The following is a 17,910-nucleotide window of genomic DNA, read 5'->3' as shown; positions in this document are numbered from 1 at the left end:
AAGGATTGAGATCATGAATGTTCAAACATCTACCACGGCCACCCCGGACTTTACGGCTATTAAAGCCAAACAGAACGTTGCCTGGGGGTCTGGCGACTACAGCAAAGTGGGCGTGACCCTGCAGATCACCGGAGAAGAGCTTGCCGAGGCGATGGCTATGACGCCAGGTGCCAAAATTCTGGATGTCGCGGCCGGGAATGGCAATGCCACCCTGGCGTTCGCCCGGCGGTTTTGCGATGTCACGTCGACCGACTATGTTGAAACTCTGCTGCAGGCCAGTAGCCAGCGCGCCAAAGCCGAAGGTCTGTTTGTGACCTACAAAGTTGCCGACGCCGAGAACCTGCCTTTCGGGGATCAGACTTTTGATGCGGTGGTTTCAACCTTTGGTGTGATGTTCACGCCCAATCAGCAGCAATCCGCGGCCGAGCTTCAGCGCATGGTTCGTCCGAGTGGCAAGATCGGTATGGCAAACTGGACACCGGACAGTTTCATCGGACAGTTGTTCAAAACCATTGGGAAGCATGTGCCACCGCCTGCGGGTGTGAACTCTCCGGCGCAATGGGGCAGTGAAACCTGGGTTCAAGAGACGTTTGGAGGCAAGTGCGAAATCACGTCTTTCCGGCGCAAAACCTTTATGTTCCGCTACAGATCGGCCGAGCATTTTCTGGAATACTTCCGCACGTTCTACGGCCCGATGCAGAAAGCGTTCGAGGCACTGGATACGTTAGGGCAAGCCGCTTTGCGCGACGATATCATGGCATTGATCCGGGAATTCGATGTGTCAACAAATGACACGTTGTGCATCGCGTCGGAATACGCCGAGATCATCGCGGTACGACGCTGATTTCAAACAGCATTTCTCCAACGTTTCAACGCATCTTTTCAGGAACGTTGGAGAAATGCGCATGAGCATATCAGGGTATACGGGTGAAGAGTAATTTTCAGATAGGGATTTGTTTAAATGGTTGAGCGCACACTTTATGAGAAATACGGCGGGTTTTCAAAAATCAGCAAAATCGTGATTTCCTTTTACGACACTCTGTTGGACAACGATGAGGTCGGCCCGTTCTTTGATCATGTGGACATGACGAAAATGGTGGACCATCAAACCAAATTTGTCGCATCTTTGTTGGGTGGCCCGGCTTCTTATACAGACAAACAACTGCGTCAGTTGCATTCACATCTTGAGATCACGAATGCTCATTTCGATGAGCTGGAAACCGTGTTGCAAGGCGCGCTTCAAAAACACAACGTGGCGCAGGACGATATCGCTGTTGTCCTGGCAGAATTCGGGAAACGTCGTCCTCTGATTGTTAGGTAAACCATGACTATCGAAGCCATCAATGAACAGTTGCTGCGTGCCATCGGTGTGGGTGTTGCGCTTTTGGATCGCGAAACACTTCGGTTCGGTTTCCGCAACGATACGTTTGAGGATTGGTTCAATACCGAAACTCAATCGTCGCATTTGCAGCAGCTATTCCCCGATCTGGAGATTGAGACGGTTCGCAAGAGCTTGTTTGAATCCGGACGCTACACCTCGGAAATCAGTTTCAAGAAGAAGCGCCGGACATTGGTGATCGCGCTGGACTTTACAGTCGCACATGATGATGTGCTGGTTCTTGTCTGTCAGAACATCACCCGCATCAAAGAGCTGGAGTCCATGATCGATTCCTACTCGATGATGGTTGAGCGCAATACGCGTGAGCTGAAACGAGAAAAGGAACAGGTTGAAAAGCTGTTGCTGAACCTGATGCCGCGGTCTGTCTACGAGGAATACAAGACCTTTGGGGTCGTGACGCCGCAGCTTTACGATCCAGTGTCCGTCCTGATGCTGGATTTCGTTGGTTTCACCGAGATGGTAGCTTCGCAGGACCCCAGCGTGACGGTCACCGAGTTGAACGACATCTACAGCGCCTTTGACCGGATCGGTGAGCAATTCGGTTGCGAGCGTATCAAGACCATCGGCGACGCCTATATCACGGTTGCAGGTTTGCCGGATCCGACGCCGGATCACGCAAAGGCAATCGCCAATACGGCCATTCGTTTCGTCCGCTATCTGACCCGCCGCAACCTGAGCCATCCGCACCAGTGGCGCTGTCGGATCGGGCTGGCCTCGGGTTCGGTTGTGGGCTCGGTCGTGGGTATCCAGAAATATGTCTACGATATTTTTGGACCGGCGGTGAACCTGGCCTCACGCTTGCAAGAGTTTTCGGAACCGATGCAAATCACCGTTCAGGACGAAGTCGCCGAGGTGTTGAAAGATCAGTTCGACATTGAAAGTGTTGGCCTGAAATCCGTTCGTGGCTTTGAACAGCAGGAAATCTGGCGCCTGACGGACAGGGATTGAATGCGTTTTGGCTGTGTCGCCGTCATCTGAGATTTTGCGCGGCAGAGCCTTCCAAAGACACCCAAAGCACCTTTGCATCTTCCTTGCTGGTCGAGATGCAGCCGTGCCCCATTCCACTGTCGTAGTAAAGCGAGTCTCCGGCTTTCATTGGAAGCGGGCGGTAATGTTCGGACACAAAGATCAATTCGCCACTGATGACGTACATGAACTCTTCTCCGCTATGTCTGATCCAGTTCTCGAACTCTGAGACATCGCGGGCCTTGATCGTGGCGATATAGGGCAGCATCCGTTTGCTGGTTAGTTCAGGGCACAATAGCTCGTGCAGATATGTGGGGGTGTCCCGTGTTTCGCCCTGCCCTTTGGGGGTGAAGTCGCGCCGACCCGAAATGCCTGTTTGACCCGATTGCAGGAATAACTGCGGCGTGCTCATATCCAGCGCCTGAGTCAGCCGTCGAACGATGTCAAAGCTGGGGCGGGTCTGGTTGTTTTCGATCTTCGAGAGTGTCGAGCGCCCGATTCCCGCCGCCCGCCCGGCCTCTTCCAGAGTCCAGCCTTTTGCACGCCGCGCGTCCCGAATGGACCGGCCCAGTGCCGCCCCATCGTCATGTTCTTCCGCATTGGAAACATCGCCGGGGGTATCTTCAGACATGTATTCTCCTTGTTTTTCAAAGATTAGCCGGTTTTCCCAAGCTGCACAACTTCACAATTTTGAGAATAATGTTGCTTTAAGAGATAAAATTCCACTATAGGAAACAAAATCTCTTACATGGGATTCGATACTACGGGAGGAGACAATGTTCAAAACTTCGCTCAATACAGCAGACCCGGTTATCGCTGCGTCGATCGCACGCGAAAGCCAGCGGCAGGCTGAGCAAATTGAATTGATCGCGTCAGAGAACATCGTCTCTCAGGCTGTGATTGAGGCCCAAGGTTCCGTGCTGACCAACAAATACGCCGAAGGCTATCCGGGTCGTCGCTATTATGGCGGGTGCGAATTTGTGGATGAGGTTGAAGCCGAGGCAATCGAGCGGCTGAAACAGCTTTTTGGTTGCGAATTTGCCAATGTGCAGCCGCATTCGGGTGCTCAGGCAAACGGGGCTGTCAAATTGGCTTTGCTCAGCCCAGGTGACACGATCCTTGGAATGTCGTTGGACGCTGGCGGCCATCTGACTCATGGTGCAAAACCCGCGCAATCGGGCAAGTGGTTCCGGCCAGTACAGTACGGACTGACCGATGCGGGGTTGATTGACTATGATCAGGCGGCGTCTTTGGCGCGGGCCGAGAAACCCAAACTGATCATCGCAGGTGCGTCCGCCTATTCCCGGACAATTGATTTCGCCCAGTTCCGCCAGATCGCGGACGAGGTCGGGGCCTGGTTGCTGGCCGATATGGCACACATTGCAGGGCTTGTGGCAACGGGCTTGCACCCTTCGCCGGTCGGTCATGCCCATGTGGTGACGTCAACTACGCATAAGACGCTGCGTGGTCCGCGCGGTGGCATCATCCTGACCAATGATGCGGCGCTGGCCAAAAAGCTGGACTCGGCGGTGTTTCCGGGCCTTCAGGGAGGCCCTTTGATGCACGTGATCGCAGGCAAGGCCGTCGCGTTTGGCGAAGCACTAAAACCTGAATTCTCAACCTATATGCAACGGGTTGTCGACAGCGCCTCGGCCCTGGCCGAAGTGATGATGGCGCGCGGTTGCGACATCGTTTCCGGTGGTACGGACAATCACCTAATGCTGGTCGATCTGCGCCCCATTGGGGTGAAAGGGAAAGACGCCGAAGCCGCGTTGGAGCGTGCAGGTTTTACCTGCAACAAGAACAGCGTTCCCGGAGACCCGGAAAAACCAACTGTGACCAGCGGTATCCGTTTGGGCACTGCCGCCGGTTGCAGCCGTGGGTTCGGGCCGGATGAATTCCGCCAGATCGGCCACTTGATTGGCGATGTCCTGGACGCGCTGGTCCGGGCGCCCGAAGGCGATGCGACCGTTGAAACACGGACCCGCGATCAGGTCCGCGCCCTGTGCGCACAACACCCCATTTACTGAGAGACGACCCATGAACATTTATGACATGATCGTCATTGGCGGCGGCCCGGGCGGCTATGTCGCGGCCATTCGCGCCGCCCAATTGGGGTTGAAAGTGGCCTGCGTCGAGGGGCGCGGGGCGCTGGGTGGTACCTGTTTGAATGTGGGGTGTATCCCCTCCAAAGCGTTGCTGACCTCCTCGGCCAAATATGCCGAACTTGCACATCTCTCCTCCCATGGCATTGCGGTCGAGGGGGCCAGCATCGACGTACCCGCCATGATGGGGCGCAAGGACAAGATCGTGGGTGATCTGACCAAGGGCATTGGGTTTCTGTTCAAGAAAAACGGCGTTGAGCTGATCGAAGGCTGGGCACGCATTCCCGCCGACGGGCAGGTGCAGGTTGGCGATGATATCTATGAAGCCAAGAACATCCTGATCGCCACCGGGTCCGAACCGACGCCGCTGAACGGGATCGAGATTGATGAGCAGCACGTATTGAGTTCGACCGGAGCCTTGGCGCTGGATACGGTGCCGGATCATCTGGTTGTTGTCGGCGCGGGCGTGATCGGGCTGGAACTTGGGCAAGTCTGGGCGCGTCTTGGCGCTAAGGTTACGGTGGTTGAATATCTCGACCGCGTGCTGCCCGGCATTGATGGCGAGATTGCGAAACTGGCGCAACGAGCCTTGTCCAAACGGGGGCTGAAATTCCAGTTGGGGCGCGCGCTGAAGGCCATCGACAAATCAGAAACCGGATTAACGCTTACGCTGGATCGGGTCGGCAAAGCCAAGGAAGAGGTGATTGAGGCCGACAAGGTCCTGATCGCCGTCGGCCGCCGTCCCGTTACGCGCGGGTTGGGGCTGGAAGATCTGGGGATAGCTCTTGACCCGCGCGGCTTTGTTCAGGTTGACGGGAAGTTCCGCACCTCGGTGCCCGGTATCTATGCCATCGGCGATTGCATCCTCGGCCCGATGCTGGCCCACAAAGCCGAAGAGGATGGCGTCGCCTGTGTCGAGATGCTGGCCGGGCAGGATGTTCACGTGGACTACAACACCGTACCGGGTGTTGTGTATACCGACCCCGAGGTCGCCTCGGTCGGCGCAACCGAGGAGGCGCTGAAAGAGGCCGGTACCGACTACACGGTCGGCAAGTTCGCCTTCATGGCCAACTCGCGCGCGCGTTCGACCGGGGAAACCGACGGCGCGGTAAAGGTTCTGGCTGACCCGAGCGGCAAAATTCTGGGCGCGCATATTTGCGGAGCCCATGGCGGCGATCAGATCGCAGAACTCGTTCTGGCGATGACCAAAGGCGCCACCGTCGCCGATGTTGCCGCGACCTGCCACGCACATCCAGCCATGGGAGAGGCGGTGAAAGAAGCCTGCCTCGACGCCATGGGCCGCGCGATCCACGCCTAAGGAAGTTCAGCCAGATGACCATCCAGCTTCGCCCTCGCCACCCGGAAAAGGCCAAAAAGGCCGACAGCGTGATCCCGCGCAAGCCCAAGTGGATACGCCGGAAAAAAATCGAAAGCGCCGAGTACTATGAGACTCGCCGCCTGATGCGCGATCACGATCTGGCAACTGTCTGCGAAGAAGCCGCCTGCCCGAATATCGGCGAATGCTGGTCCAAACGTCACGCCACCATGATGATCATGGGCGAGGTCTGCACCCGCGGTTGTTCCTTCTGCAACGTCGCAACCGGACGCCCGGATGCGCTCGATGTGTTCGAGCCGGGCCGCGTCGCGTCAGCGGTCAAAAAGCTGGGCCTGCGCCATGTGGTGATCACATCCGTGGACCGTGACGATCTGACTGATGGCGGGGCCGAACATATCGCACAGACCATCCGCGCCGTGAGTCATCAAAACCCCGGCACCACGGTAGAGGTCCTGACCCCCGACTTTCTGGGCAAGGGCGGCGCGGCGGAGGCCGTCTTCGAAGCTGCGCCGGATGTGTTCAACCACAATCTTGAAACGGTCCCGCATCTCTACCCGACGGTTCGTCCCGGCGCACGCTACTATACTTCGCTGCGCCTGCTGGACGACGCCAAACGCGCCAATCCCGAGATTTTCACCAAATCCGGTCTGATGGTCGGGCTGGGGGAAAGCCTGGATGACGTGCGGCAGGTGATGGACGACCTGCGCGCGGCACAGGTCGATTTCCTGACGGTTGGGCAATATCTGCAACCGACCCCGAAACACCATCCGATCGACCGGTTCTGGGCACCGGAAGAGTTCACCCAGCTGGAGCAGATCGCGCGCTCCAAGGGCTTTCTGCACGTGTCGGCCACACCGCTGACCCGTTCGTCGTTCCACGCGGACGAAGATTTTGCCGCCCTCAAGCAAGCTCGCCAGCGGGCGATTGCTGCCGGGGCATAACCAGACGCACTAGGGAGGAATACCATGGAAGCGTTAAATTCAATCGTAGGGGCCATCAATGGCGTCGTTTGGGGACCGCTGATGCTGGTTCTTATCCTCGGCGTCGGCTTCTTCCTGCAGGTCGGGCTGAAATTCATGCCGATCCTGCGCATTGGCACAGGCTTCAGCCTGCTGTTCAAAGGCCGCGAAGGGCAGGGCGAGGGGCAGATCAGCCCGTTCAACGCGCTGATGACCTCGCTGTCGGCAACTATCGGTACGGGCAACATCGCTGGTGTGGCCACTGCTGTCTTCCTGGGCGGTCCGGGTGCTTTGTTCTGGATGTGGATGACCGCCCTGGTGGGCATGGCCACCAAATATGCTGAAGCCGTCTGCGCGGTGAAATATCGTGAGAAAGACGAGCTGGGTAACTATGTCGGCGGCCCGATGTACTACATCAAGAACGGCCTCGGCGCGAAGTGGGCCTGGCTGGGTGTAGCTTTTGCCCTGTTCGGCGCGGTCGCAGCTTTCGGTATCGGCAACGGCGTACAGGCAAATGGTGTTGCTCAGGTGTTGGAGGCCAATTTCGGCCTGAATACTTCGGTCACCGGCGTTGTTCTGATGGTCTTGACCGCAGCTGTTATCCTGGGCGGGATCACGCGCATCGGTGCTGTCGCAGGCAAGCTGGTTCCGTTCATGGCTGTTGCCTATATCATCGCGGGCCTGCTGGTTCTGCTGATCAACATCGGCAACATCGGACATGCGCTGTCCCTCGTCTTCACCTACGCATTCACCCCGTCCGCCGCCGAAGGTGGGTTCGCGGGCGCAGCCGTCTGGGCCGCCATCCGCTTTGGTGTGGCACGTGGTGTGTTTTCGAACGAAGCGGGTTTGGGTTCCGCCCCGATTGCGCACGCCGCTGCCGAGACTAAAGGTCCGGTAAACCAGGGCCTGATCGCGATGCTGGGTACGTTCATCGATACCATTATCGTCTGCTCTATCACCGGTCTGGCAATCATCGCGTCGGGTGCCTGGACATCCGGTGAATCCGGTGCGGCGCTGACCAGCCATGCGTTCGAACTGTCGCTGCCGGGTATCGGTGGGTATTTGATCGCCATTGCCCTGTCGATCTTTGCCTTCACCACTATCCTTGGCTGGTCCTTCTATGGCGAAAAATGTGTCGAGTTCCTGCTGGGTGTGAAATCCCTGATGCCCTACCGCGTCCTGTGGATCGTCATGATCTACTTCGGCGCAACTGCGGATCTGGGCTTCATCTGGCTGCTGGCGGACACGCTGAACGCCATGATGGCTGTCCCGAACCTGATTGCTCTGGCCCTGTTGAGCCCAATCGTCTTCAAACTGACGAAAGAGTTCTTCGCCTCGGGTGGTCAGTCCGAAGAGCCGGAGGCAAAACCCGCCGAATAGGTTCGGCCCGACCAAAACGGGGGGCCAACCCGGCCCCCCGCCTTTGAAACAGAATTCCATATCTCGAGGAGAGACGTGATGGCCAAGAAAATCCTGCTGCCGATTGATCATACGGATGACCGTTCCTGGAAACTGGCTCTGCCGGTCGCGTTGGAACAAGCGAAATTCTACGGCGCCGAACTGCACGCGGTTTCCGTCATCCCCGAGATAATTCAATTGCCGAACCTGCCTGCGAATTATGGTGCCGGTGCCAAGGATCACGTTCGCAACGCGGTCCAGGCCATTCTGGATCACGGCGATGCCTCCGATGTGGCGATCCACATCGAAGAAGGCAGCGTCTACCGTGAAATTCTGAAACTCGCCTATAAAGAGGGGTTTGATCTGATCGTCATGGCCTCCACCAAGGGCGATTTCCCGAATTATGAAATTGGCCCGAACTTGGCGCGGGTGGTGCGGAATGCGCACTGCACTGTCATGGTCGTTCGCGACCAATCCCGCTATTTGAAAGGTTATAGATATGACATTACCGCGGCGCACGCCTTTGTATGACTTGCATGTTGAGTTGGGCGGGAAGATGGTTGATTTTGCTGGGTGGGAGATGCCTGTTCAGTATTCTTTGGGGATTATGGGTGAGCATTCGCAGTGTCGCGAGAGGGCTGCGGTGTTTGACGTCAGCCATATGGGTCAGGTGATTCTGCGCGGTGAGAATGTGGGGGAAAAGCTGGAAGCTTTGTGCCCGCAGGCTTTTGCGACGCTGAAAGAGGGCAAGGCGCGCTACGGTTTTTTTACGAACGAAGACGGCGGGATCATGGATGACCTGATCGTGTCGAATGCGGGGGACCATTACTTTGTGGTGGTGAACGCGGCGCTGCGGCATCAGGACATTCCGCATATGCAGGCCAACCTGGACGGCGTCGAGGTGATCGAGATCTTCGACCGTGCGCTGGTTGCGGTGCAGGGACCCAAGGCCGAGGATGTGGTGGGCGATCTCTGCCCTGCGGCGCGGGATCTGAAGTTCATGGAAACCACGGTGGCGGATATCAACGGCGTTGAATGCCGTATCTCACGCCTGGGTTACACCGGTGAGGACGGGTACGAGATCTCGATCCCGGAGGACAAGGCCATAGAAGTGACCCGCGCGTTCCTGGCGCATGAGGATTGTGAAGCCGCCGGTCTGGGCGCGCGCGACAGCCTGCGGCTGGAGGCGGGGCTGTGCCTTTACGGCAATGACATCGACCAGAGCACCTCTCCGATCGAAGCTTCGTTGGCTTGGGCAATCCAGAAGCGCCGCAAGGAAGAGGGCGGCTTTCCCGGCGCCGCGCGTATCCAAAAGGAACTGGCCGAGGGGCCTGCACGCAAGCTGGTGGGCATCAAGCCGACAGGTCGAGCGCCTGCACGTCAGGGCGTGGAAATCCAATGCGCCGAGGGCAATAGCATTGGCCAGATCACCTCGGGCGGGTTTGGCCCCACGGTGGGTGGACCGGTGGCGATGGGCTATGTGGCGGCGGGCCATGGCGCGCCGGGCGAGGTGGTCAACCTGATCATCCGGGGCAAGCCGCAACCGGCCGAGGTTGTGGCGCTGCCCTTCGTCACCCAGAATTACAAGCGTTGAAGTCAGGAGAGAAAGACCATGGCAACCTATTATTCCGAAGAACATGAATGGCTGGATGTGGACGGCGACACGGCCACGCTGGGCATCACCAAGCACGCTGCCGAGCAGCTGGGCGATGTGGTCTTCGTGGAACAGCAGGAAGTGGGTGACGAGTTCGAGAAAGACGGCGAGATCGGCGTGATCGAATCCGTCAAGGCGGCCTCGGAACTCTATGCGCCGGTGGATGGCGAGATCACCGAGGTCAACGAAGCACTGGCCGACAATCCCGGCGCGCTGAACGAAGACCCCGAGGGTGAGGCGTGGATCTACAAGATCAAGATCGCGGACGCGTCGCAACTCGAAGATCTGATGGACGAAGCTGGCTACAAGGCCTTCATCGGCTGATCCAGACCGGGGCCCTGTACAGGGCTTCGCCCGTTCGGGCCGAACCGGCTCGTGATGATGTATCGGAGGCCTGCGTGGTCTCCGCCCGACCTGACTTATTCATAGGAGCGCTGCAATGGCTTTCAAACTGACCGACTACGAAGCCTATGACTTTGCCAATCGCCGCCATATCGGGCCCAGCCCGACCGAGATGCGCGACATGCTCAAGGTAATCGGCTTCAAGACGCTGGACGCGCTGATCGACGCCACCGTCCCGCCCGCGATCCGCCAGAAAGAGCCGTTGGACTGGGGTCCGGCGATGACGGAACGCGATGCGCTGTTCCATATGAAAGAGGTGGCGAGCAAGAACAAGGTTCTGACCTCGCTGATCGGTCAGGGGTATTATGGCACCACCACGCCCGCGCCGATCCTGCGCAACATCCTGGAAAACCCGGCCTGGTACACCGCCTATACGCCCTATCAGCCCGAGATCAGCCAGGGCCGGCTTGAGGCGCTGTTGAACTTCCAGACCATGGTCAGCGACCTGACCGGGCTGGATGTGGCCAATGCCTCGCTGCTGGACGAAGCCACCGCCGCGGCTGAGGCCATGGCGATGGCCAAGCGCGGTGGTCGGTCCAAGGCCAATAACGCCGCCTTCTTTGTCGACCGCAACTGCCACCCGCAGACCATCGCTGTGATCAAAACCCGCGCCGAGCCCTTGGGCATCGACGTACAGGTGGGCGATCCCGACCAACTGGAAGCAGGCGCCGTCTTTGGCGCGATCTTCCAATACCCCGGCACCCACGGCCATGTGCGCGACTTCACCGCCGAGATCGCGGCGCTGCATGAACACAAAGCGATTGCCATCGTCGCCGCCGATATCCTGTCGCTGGCGCTGCTGAAGTCACCGGGTGAGATGGGCGCGGATATCGCCATCGGATCGACCCAGCGCTTTGGCGTGCCGATGGGCTATGGCGGGCCCCATGCCGCCTATATGGCGACCACCGACAAGCTGAAGCGCGCGATGCCGGGCCGGATCATCGGTGTCAGCATCGACAGCCGGGGCAACAAGGCCTACCGCCTGGCGCTGCAGACCCGCGAGCAGCATATCCGCCGCGAAAAAGCCAACTCGAACGTCTGTACCGCGCAGGCGCTGCTGGCGGTGATGGCCTCGATGTACGCGGTCTATCACGGCCCCGACGGCATCAAGGCGATTGCGCAATCGGTGCACCGCAAAACCTCGCGCATGGCCGCCGGTCTGGAAGAGGCGGGCTTCTCGGTCGAACCCGAGGTGTTCTTTGACACCATCACGGTCGAGGTCGGCCACTTGCAGACCACCGTTATGGAGGCCGCCGTTGCCCGTGGCATCAACCTGCGCAAGGTCGGCGAGACGAAAGTGGGCATCAGCCTGGATGAACAGACCCGCGCCGAGACGATTGAGGCGGTTTGGGGCGCCTTCGGCATCGACCGTCAGGATGACAGCTCGAACGTGGCGTACCGCCTGCCGGATTACGCCCTGCGCGAGACGCCCTATCTGACTCACCCGATCTTCCACAAGAACCGGGCCGAGGCCGAGATGACCCGCTATATGCGCCGTCTGGCCGACCGCGACCTGGCGCTGGACCGGGCGATGATCCCGCTGGGATCCTGCACCATGAAGCTGAACGCGACGATCGAGATGATCCCGGTCACATGGCCCGAGTTCGGCAATCTGCACCCCTTTGCTCCGGAAGATCAGGCGCAGGGCTATCATGAGATGATTGCCGATCTGAACGACAAGCTGTGCCAGATCACCGGCTATGACGCGATCTCCCAGCAGCCCAACTCGGGCGCGCAGGGCGAGTATGCAGGCCTGCTGACCATCCGCAACTATCACTTCGCCCGCGGCGAAGGGCACCGCAATGTCTGCCTGATCCCAACCTCGGCGCACGGGACCAACCCGGCCTCGGCGCAGATGGTGGGCTGGCAGGTGGTGCCGGTGCAATCGGATGAGAACGGCAATATCGACCTGAATGACTTCCGCGCCAAGGCCGAGAAGCATTCGGATCATCTGGCCGGCTGCATGATCACCTACCCCTCGACCCATGGCGTGTTCGAGACCACCGTGCAGGAGGTCTGCCAGATCACCCATGACCACGGCGGTCAGGTCTATATCGACGGGGCCAACATGAACGCCATGGTCGGCCTGTCGCGTCCCGGAGACATTGGCGGCGATGTCAGCCACCTGAACCTGCACAAGACCTTCTGCATCCCGCATGGCGGTGGTGGCCCCGGCATGGGCCCGATCGGCGTCAAGGCGCATCTGGAAGAGCATCTGCCCGGTCACCCGGAATACGGCACCGCCGTGGGGCCGGTCTCTGCGGCGCCCTTTGGCTCGCCCTCGATCCTGCCGGTCTCATGGGCCTATGTGCTGCTGATGGGTGGTGCGGGTTTGACGCAGGCGACCAAGGTTGCGATCCTGAACGCCAACTATATCGCAGCGCGTCTGCAGGATGCCTATCCGATCCTCTACACCTCCGAATCCGGTCGTGTGGCGCATGAATGCATCCTCGACACTCGACCCTTGGACGCCGAGGCGCATGTGACCGTCGACGATGTCGCCAAGCGTCTGGTCGATTCAGGTTTCCACGCCCCGACGATGAGCTGGCCGGTGGCCGGCACCCTGATGGTGGAGCCCACGGAATCGGAACCCAAGGACGAGTTGGACCGCTTCTGCGACGCCATGCTCTCGATCCGCTCCGAGGCGCAGGACATCATCGACGGCAAGATCGATGCGGAGAACAACCCGCTGAAAAACGCCCCCCACACGGTGCGCGATCTGGTCGGTGACTGGGACCGGCCCTATAGCCGCGAACAGGCCTGTTTCCCTCCGGGCTCCATGGGCGTCGACAAATACTGGTCCCCCGTCAACCGCGTCGACAACGCATACGGAGACCGAAACCTCGTCTGCACATGCCCTCCAATGGACGCATACGCGGAAGCGGCGGAATAATACTCAGATAAATCCCCCGCCCCAGCGGGGGTTTTTCTTAGGGGACGAAGCCTTTCGGTACCCCGAATGGTGGAGAGTCCACGCTGGATCCCGTCAGTGCGTTGAGGAATGCCACGAGACTTGCGATGTCAGCTTCGGACAATTCCAATGGCGTGATGTCCATCTTGCCGCGCACACGCGCCATTTCCAACCGGTCGTCCCAGACGACGAAATCGGCTTTGTGCAACCAAGGAACGTTCGGCAGGTTAGCCATATCACGGGTCCATTGTGACAGGCTGCGTTCTGGATTCAGGTGGTGGCGTATCATGCTTTCTAGGTCCGGAAATGCTCCATTATGCCCATAGGGCGCCGTCAGAGCGACGTTTCGCAACATCGGAGTGCGAAAGCGATAAGCATCCTCCAGCCGGTCGCTTTCCCCCATGCGGCCAACGTCACGCACGTAGGGGTCCCATTGCCGCGTGCGACCTGGCCCAAAAGGGGGCAGGGCTAAGGCGTGAAATTCCTGATCTGACATTAGTGGCCCTGAATGACAGGTCGAACACTGGGCTTTGCCGTAGAACAGGTCCATCCCGTCTTTCTGCTCTGCCGTCAGCGCCGAGGAGACACCCGCGAGGTATTGATCGAACGCGCTGTCGGTGCTGCGCCATTCAACCGCCATGAAAGCGGCTAAGGCGTTGGCGATCTGGGTGATTGTGATATCCTCGGTCGTGTTGACCTCATCAAAAGCAGCGACCATGGCCGGGCCATAGCGCGGATCGGTGCGCACGCGCTTGGCAAGGATAGGCCAGCCCAGATCAATTCGGTCGGCAACCGCTCCGGTCACCTGATTTTCGCCGACATTGCCGGCCATTTCGAATTGCGAGGTCAGCGGGAACAGCGCCTGTGCGGCGAGCAGCGAGTTCAGCCCCTCAGGCAACCATTCCTGGGCCGGAGAATTGAATCCGTTGCCGTAGACATCCGAGATGCTCAGGCGGCCATCGTGGAATACGGTGTGAAGCTCTTTTGCCCCAAGGTTCCAAAGCCCCGGTGAATTGCGCGGGATGCGCTTGCGGATCTTTTCTGCGCCCACGCCGGGCATGCGGTTCGGTCCCAGACCCTGTCCGCCTTCACCGATCCCCAAAGACAACCCGTCCGACGTGCCGAAATCGGGGTGATGGCAATGGGCGCAGGATATGTTCTGATTGCCCGACAGGATCGGGTCGTAAAACAGTTGATGACCGATGGCAGCCTGTTCCATATCAAAGAGGATAAAGTCATCATCGGTCAGCGGGCGCGGCAAATCCTGAGCCGCAGCCGCACCGACGAAAAGGAAGAAAACCCAATGCGCCAGCTTGTATTTGCCCTTTGCTTTCTTGCCACCCCGGCGCTGGCCGAACTGGAACAGGCGCGTGACATGATGGAGGCCGGGGAGTTCGAGGCCGCACGCGAGGAACTGATGCCAGCCGCGCGGTCTGGCAATGCCGAGGCCGAGGAACTGATCGGCGTCATGTACGGCCTTGGGCTGGGGGTCGAGCAGGATTACGAGCGGGCGTTTGATTGGTATCTGCGTGCTTCGATGAAGGGACATCCGGGGGCGCAATCGGGCGTCGGTTGGTATTATGAGCTGGGTCTGGGCATGCCCGCGCCCGATCTGGTGCGGGCGTATATGTGGTACACGCTCAGCGCGATTGGCGGTGATCCCGATGCGGCGATCAGCCTTGAGGAAGTGGTCAAGAAAATGTCGCCGGAGCAGATTGAAAGAGCGCATGTTCTGGTCAACGACTACAAAGGGTGGATGTACCCGTTTCGGTAAGGGCCGGACGAAGCGCCCGGCCCCTTTCGCTTAGTTCAGATCCGCATCGCGAGAGGCGTTGATATCAGCCTCGGCTGCAGCAACCGCTTCGGTCAGGGCGTTGAACACCTCGTCCCCGCGGGCCACGTTGGACTGGAACCAGTCATAAACCGGCGTTGCGGCCTCTTTGAACGCAGCTTTCTGGTCGGGTGTCGGCACATAGAGATCCCCGCCACCGGCGACGAAATCTTCATAGGCTTGGATCGACTTGCGCTTGGGCGAGGCAAAGGTGGCCTGCTGCAGAGCATAGAACCCATCGACCACCACGCGGCGCATGTCCTCGGGCATCTCCTGGAACTTGGCGTTATTCATCCACCATAGCGCGCCCATATAGGCGTGGCCGTCCAGCGTGACGTATTGCAGACCGGCATCGGGGAATTTCATACCCATGATGTCGGTGATGCCGTTCTTGGACCCTTCAACCACACCGGTCTGGAAGCTGGTGAACAGTTCCGGCCATGGGATCGGAGTAGGCGATGCACCAAGTGCCTTGACCAGCTCTTGCGGCAGGTCGGCGACCACGGTGCGGATTTTCAGACCTTCCATATCGGCAGGTTCGGCGATGCGACGCTGGGTGTTGGCGAAGTTGCGCCAGCCGCCGGTGTTTCCGATGGTCATCAGACGGATCGCGCCACCGGAATCCTCGAGCGCCATGTCGCGGACCTTGCGGGTGAAATCGCCTGACAGAACATGCTCGGCCACGCGGTCATCGGCCATCAGGTAGGGCAGATCGAGGACCTGCACGTAGGGGAAGATGCCCGACGCGCCGCCCGAGGTAGAGATGTATATGTCGATCGTGCCGTCAGCCACGCCTTGCAGGCACTCGGCCCCGTTCGAGCACAGCTGCGTCCCGATGAACAGTTCCACCTCGATGGCGCCGTTCGAGGCAGCCTCAACATAGTTCTTGAAGACGATCAGACCATCATAGTCTTCGTCGTTTTCGTTTGAGTTCGCTGTGGCGCGCAGGGTGTAATCAGCAGCCGTTGCAGCTAGTGCGGATGCCGCCACCAGCGAGGTGGCCACCGCAGCGGTTTTGATGAAGTCTCTGAGCATTCGTTTCCTCCCTGTGATACTCAGTTCAGTTTGCAAATCCCGTTATCCTCGGGATCGTCATGGATAGTGCGGGGACATAGGTGATCAGGAAGATCACTATGATTTCGACAGCCAGAAACGGCAGGATCGCCTTGGCAATGGTTTCGACCTTTTCGCGCGATACAGCGGCGGCCACGAACAGGACCAACCCCATGGGCGGAGTGGCCAGGCCGACGGTCAGGTTGACACTCATGATAATAGCAAAATGGATCGGGTCTACGCCGAGGCTTGTGAAAATGGGCGCAAGGATGGGGCCAAGGATGATGATCGCGGGGCCTGCATCCAGAAACATGCCGACGACGAACAGCAGCAGGTTGATCAGGAACAGCAGGATCAGCGGATTTTCCGACAGGCCAAGGATCAGTGCCGCCAGTTGTTCAGGCGCGTGGCTAAGGCTGACCACGGTCTTGAATGCCATCGCAGCGCCCACCAGCAGCAAAACCACCGCGGAGGTCAGACCCGCATTGCTGAGGATCTCGGGCACTTCTTTCAGGGTCAGCGTGCGCAGGACGAAGAAGCCGATGATGAATGCATAGCCTACAGCGACCGCAGCAGCCTCGGTCGGGGTGAAGATGCCGCCGAGGATGCCCCCCAGAATGATGACGGGGGTCAGCAGCGGGAAGAACGCTTTGAGGCTTGCCTGACGACGCTCGGACCATGTGTATTTGCGGCTGGCGACGGGGAAGTCGTATTTGTCGGCCATGACTTTGATCATCAGCATCAGGCCGACGCCAACCATCACGCCTGGAACAATGCCTGCCAAAAACAGGGCGGCCACGCTTTCACCCATCACATAGGCATAGATGATCATGATGCCCGAGGGCGGAATGATTGGCCCGATCACCGAACTGGCCGCCGTGATCGCAGCGGCGAAGCGGCGGGTATAGCCCTGTTTCTCCATCGCTGGGATCAGCATCGAGCCCAGTGCCGAGGTATCGGCGACCGCCGAGCCCGACAGGCCGGCAAACAGGATCGAACTCAGGACATTCACATGGGCCAGACCGCCGCGCAGGTGCCCCATCAGGGCCTGAGAGAACTCGACCAGACGAATGGTGATGCCACCACGGTTCATCAACTCTCCGGCCAGCATGAAGAAGGGGATCGCCATCAACGGGAAGCTGTCCATACCGTTATAGACGTTCCGGTACAGCAGCGTGATGTCGTTGGTTTGACCGTTCAGCCAAAGCAAAATGCCGGGCGCGGCCAAAAGCGCGAAAAAGACCGGCAGGCCGATCATCAGGAAAATCAAGAAGGTGGGCAGGAACCAGATCAGCATCTATTCAGCCCCCACCGGTGCATCTGCGATTTCGGGTAGCAGGTCTCCGCCGCCCATCATCTTGACGATCGACCGCAGGATAAGCTCGATATTGACGACCAGCAGCAGGAATACCCCCACCAGCAACGATGCCATCATCCAGCTGCGCGGAACGCGGTACCACTCGTCAAACCCCAGCGAGGTCGGAATATAGAGCGCCGCCGTGGCGAAGCGGCCGCCAAAACCCGTGACCTCGGACCAGCCGATATTCACGGCGACGGCCAACACTGCCAGCGAGACGAAAAGCAGAAACAGCATCAGAAGCTGGCCAATAACGCGCGGCAGCATCATGGGCAGCATATCAATGGCGACAAACCCGCCGCGCCGAAACGCGGTAGGGGCCATCAGCCCGGTCATCCACAACATGCAGAAGCGCGCGGCTTCGTCCGGCCAGGGCAGGGCGTTGCCTAAAACGTATCTGAAGAACACCTGAATCAGGATTGCGATCACCATCAATGCAATCGCAACGACACCAACCGCGCGGCCCAAACGCAGCACGGTTTCGTTCACGAATGCAATCGGCGCAAGCGCCGTTGCCAGTCCGCCCATGCGGATCCTCC

At 59.1% G+C, this 17,910-nt stretch carries 17 protein-coding genes; 12 read left to right on the top strand and 5 right to left on the bottom strand.

What is annotated here, in order from left to right; translation table 11 throughout:
- Positions 1–13: 13 nt before the first annotated feature.
- The 3 genes from GOV80_RS05395 to GOV80_RS05385 all read left to right on the top strand — a co-directional run bounded on the left by GOV80_RS05395 (position 14) and on the right by GOV80_RS05385 (position 2,347).
- A complete protein-coding gene (locus tag GOV80_RS05395; protein ID WP_170783154.1) occupies positions 14–844 on the top strand; it encodes a class I SAM-dependent methyltransferase in 831 nt (276 codons plus the stop codon).
- A 117-nt stretch (positions 845–961) separates the two neighbouring features.
- Entirely contained in the window at positions 962–1,321 is a 360-nt protein-coding gene (locus GOV80_RS05390) for a group I truncated hemoglobin (RefSeq protein ID WP_170783153.1), read from the top strand.
- A 3-nt stretch (positions 1,322–1,324) separates the two neighbouring features.
- Positions 1,325–2,347, top strand: coding sequence for an adenylate/guanylate cyclase domain-containing protein (locus tag GOV80_RS05385; RefSeq protein ID WP_170771605.1), 1,023 nt, complete (start codon positions 1,325–1,327; stop codon positions 2,345–2,347).
- A gap of 22 nt (positions 2,348–2,369) precedes the next feature.
- On the opposite strand, the gene GOV80_RS05380 is transcribed toward GOV80_RS05385, so the two are convergent.
- Entirely contained in the window at positions 2,370–2,996 is a 627-nt protein-coding gene (locus tag GOV80_RS05380) for a helix-turn-helix domain-containing protein (RefSeq protein ID WP_170771603.1), read from the bottom strand.
- 145 nt (positions 2,997–3,141) lie between these two features.
- Between GOV80_RS05380 and glyA the strand changes: the two genes are divergently transcribed.
- The 8 genes from glyA to gcvP all read left to right on the top strand — a co-directional run bounded on the left by glyA (position 3,142) and on the right by gcvP (position 13,112).
- On the top strand, positions 3,142–4,395 hold the full coding sequence (glyA, locus tag GOV80_RS05375) for a serine hydroxymethyltransferase (protein WP_170783152.1): 1,254 nt from the start codon (positions 3,142–3,144) through the stop codon (positions 4,393–4,395).
- A gap of 10 nt (positions 4,396–4,405) precedes the next feature.
- On the top strand, positions 4,406–5,788 hold the full coding sequence (lpdA, locus tag GOV80_RS05370) for a dihydrolipoyl dehydrogenase (RefSeq protein WP_170783151.1): 1,383 nt from the start codon (positions 4,406–4,408) through the stop codon (positions 5,786–5,788).
- A gap of 14 nt (positions 5,789–5,802) precedes the next feature.
- A complete protein-coding gene (lipA, locus tag GOV80_RS05365; protein ID WP_170771597.1) occupies positions 5,803–6,747 on the top strand; it encodes a lipoyl synthase in 945 nt (314 codons plus the stop codon).
- Between the two features lie 24 nt (positions 6,748–6,771).
- Positions 6,772–8,145, top strand: a complete 1,374-nt coding sequence (locus GOV80_RS05360) for an alanine/glycine:cation symporter family protein (protein ID WP_170783150.1) — start codon at positions 6,772–6,774, stop codon at positions 8,143–8,145.
- A gap of 78 nt (positions 8,146–8,223) precedes the next feature.
- Positions 8,224–8,694, top strand: a complete 471-nt coding sequence (locus GOV80_RS05355) for a universal stress protein (RefSeq protein ID WP_170783149.1) — start codon at positions 8,224–8,226, stop codon at positions 8,692–8,694.
- Positions 8,663–9,757: a glycine cleavage system aminomethyltransferase GcvT gene (gene gcvT / locus GOV80_RS05350; protein WP_170775890.1), complete on the top strand. Its 1,095-nt coding sequence runs from the start codon at positions 8,663–8,665 to the stop codon at positions 9,755–9,757. The genes GOV80_RS05355 and gcvT overlap by 32 nt, the downstream gene beginning before the upstream one ends.
- 18 nt (positions 9,758–9,775) lie before the next feature.
- Positions 9,776–10,141 carry a glycine cleavage system protein GcvH gene (gcvH, locus tag GOV80_RS05345; RefSeq protein ID WP_170775892.1) on the top strand — a complete coding sequence of 122 codons (366 nt, stop codon included), beginning with the start codon at positions 9,776–9,778 and terminating at the stop codon, positions 10,139–10,141.
- A gap of 115 nt (positions 10,142–10,256) precedes the next feature.
- Positions 10,257–13,112 carry an aminomethyl-transferring glycine dehydrogenase gene (gene gcvP, locus GOV80_RS05340; protein ID WP_170783148.1) on the top strand — a complete coding sequence of 952 codons (2,856 nt, stop codon included), beginning with the start codon at positions 10,257–10,259 and terminating at the stop codon, positions 13,110–13,112.
- A 37-nt stretch (positions 13,113–13,149) separates the two neighbouring features.
- Here gcvP and GOV80_RS05335 read toward each other — a convergent pair whose 3' ends face one another.
- The gene (locus tag GOV80_RS05335; RefSeq protein ID WP_237215660.1) at positions 13,150–14,349 is read right to left on the bottom strand and encodes a cytochrome-c peroxidase; all 1,200 of its coding nucleotides are present in this window, start codon (positions 14,347–14,349) and stop codon (positions 13,150–13,152) included.
- A gap of 84 nt (positions 14,350–14,433) precedes the next feature.
- Between GOV80_RS05335 and GOV80_RS05330 the strand changes: the two genes are divergently transcribed.
- Positions 14,434–14,904: a tetratricopeptide repeat protein gene (locus GOV80_RS05330; RefSeq protein ID WP_170783147.1), complete on the top strand. Its 471-nt coding sequence runs from the start codon at positions 14,434–14,436 to the stop codon at positions 14,902–14,904.
- Between the two features lie 30 nt (positions 14,905–14,934).
- Here the strand turns inward: GOV80_RS05330 and GOV80_RS05325 are convergent, their stop codons facing one another.
- From GOV80_RS05325 to GOV80_RS05315, 3 genes are read right to left on the bottom strand one after another with little or no spacing between them, the layout of a single operon-like run.
- Positions 14,935–15,996, bottom strand: a complete 1,062-nt coding sequence (locus GOV80_RS05325) for a TRAP transporter substrate-binding protein (protein WP_170355481.1) — start codon at positions 15,994–15,996, stop codon at positions 14,935–14,937.
- Positions 15,997–16,021: 25 nt separating this feature from the next.
- On the bottom strand, positions 16,022–17,311 hold the full coding sequence (locus GOV80_RS05320) for a TRAP transporter large permease (RefSeq protein WP_170783146.1): 1,290 nt from the start codon (positions 17,309–17,311) through the stop codon (positions 16,022–16,024).
- Positions 17,312–17,899 (bottom strand): TRAP transporter small permease, encoded by a 588-nt coding sequence (locus GOV80_RS05315; protein ID WP_170783145.1) that lies wholly within the window; start codon positions 17,897–17,899, stop codon positions 17,312–17,314.
- Between the last annotated feature and the right edge of the window lie 11 nt (positions 17,900–17,910).

It is taken from the genome of Ruegeria lacuscaerulensis (genome assembly GCF_013034685.1).
Lineage (GTDB): Bacteria > Pseudomonadota > Alphaproteobacteria > Rhodobacterales > Rhodobacteraceae > Ruegeria > Ruegeria lacuscaerulensis_B.
Note: the sequence above shows the minus strand (reverse complement) of the source record. Positions and strands in the feature narration are given on the sequence as shown.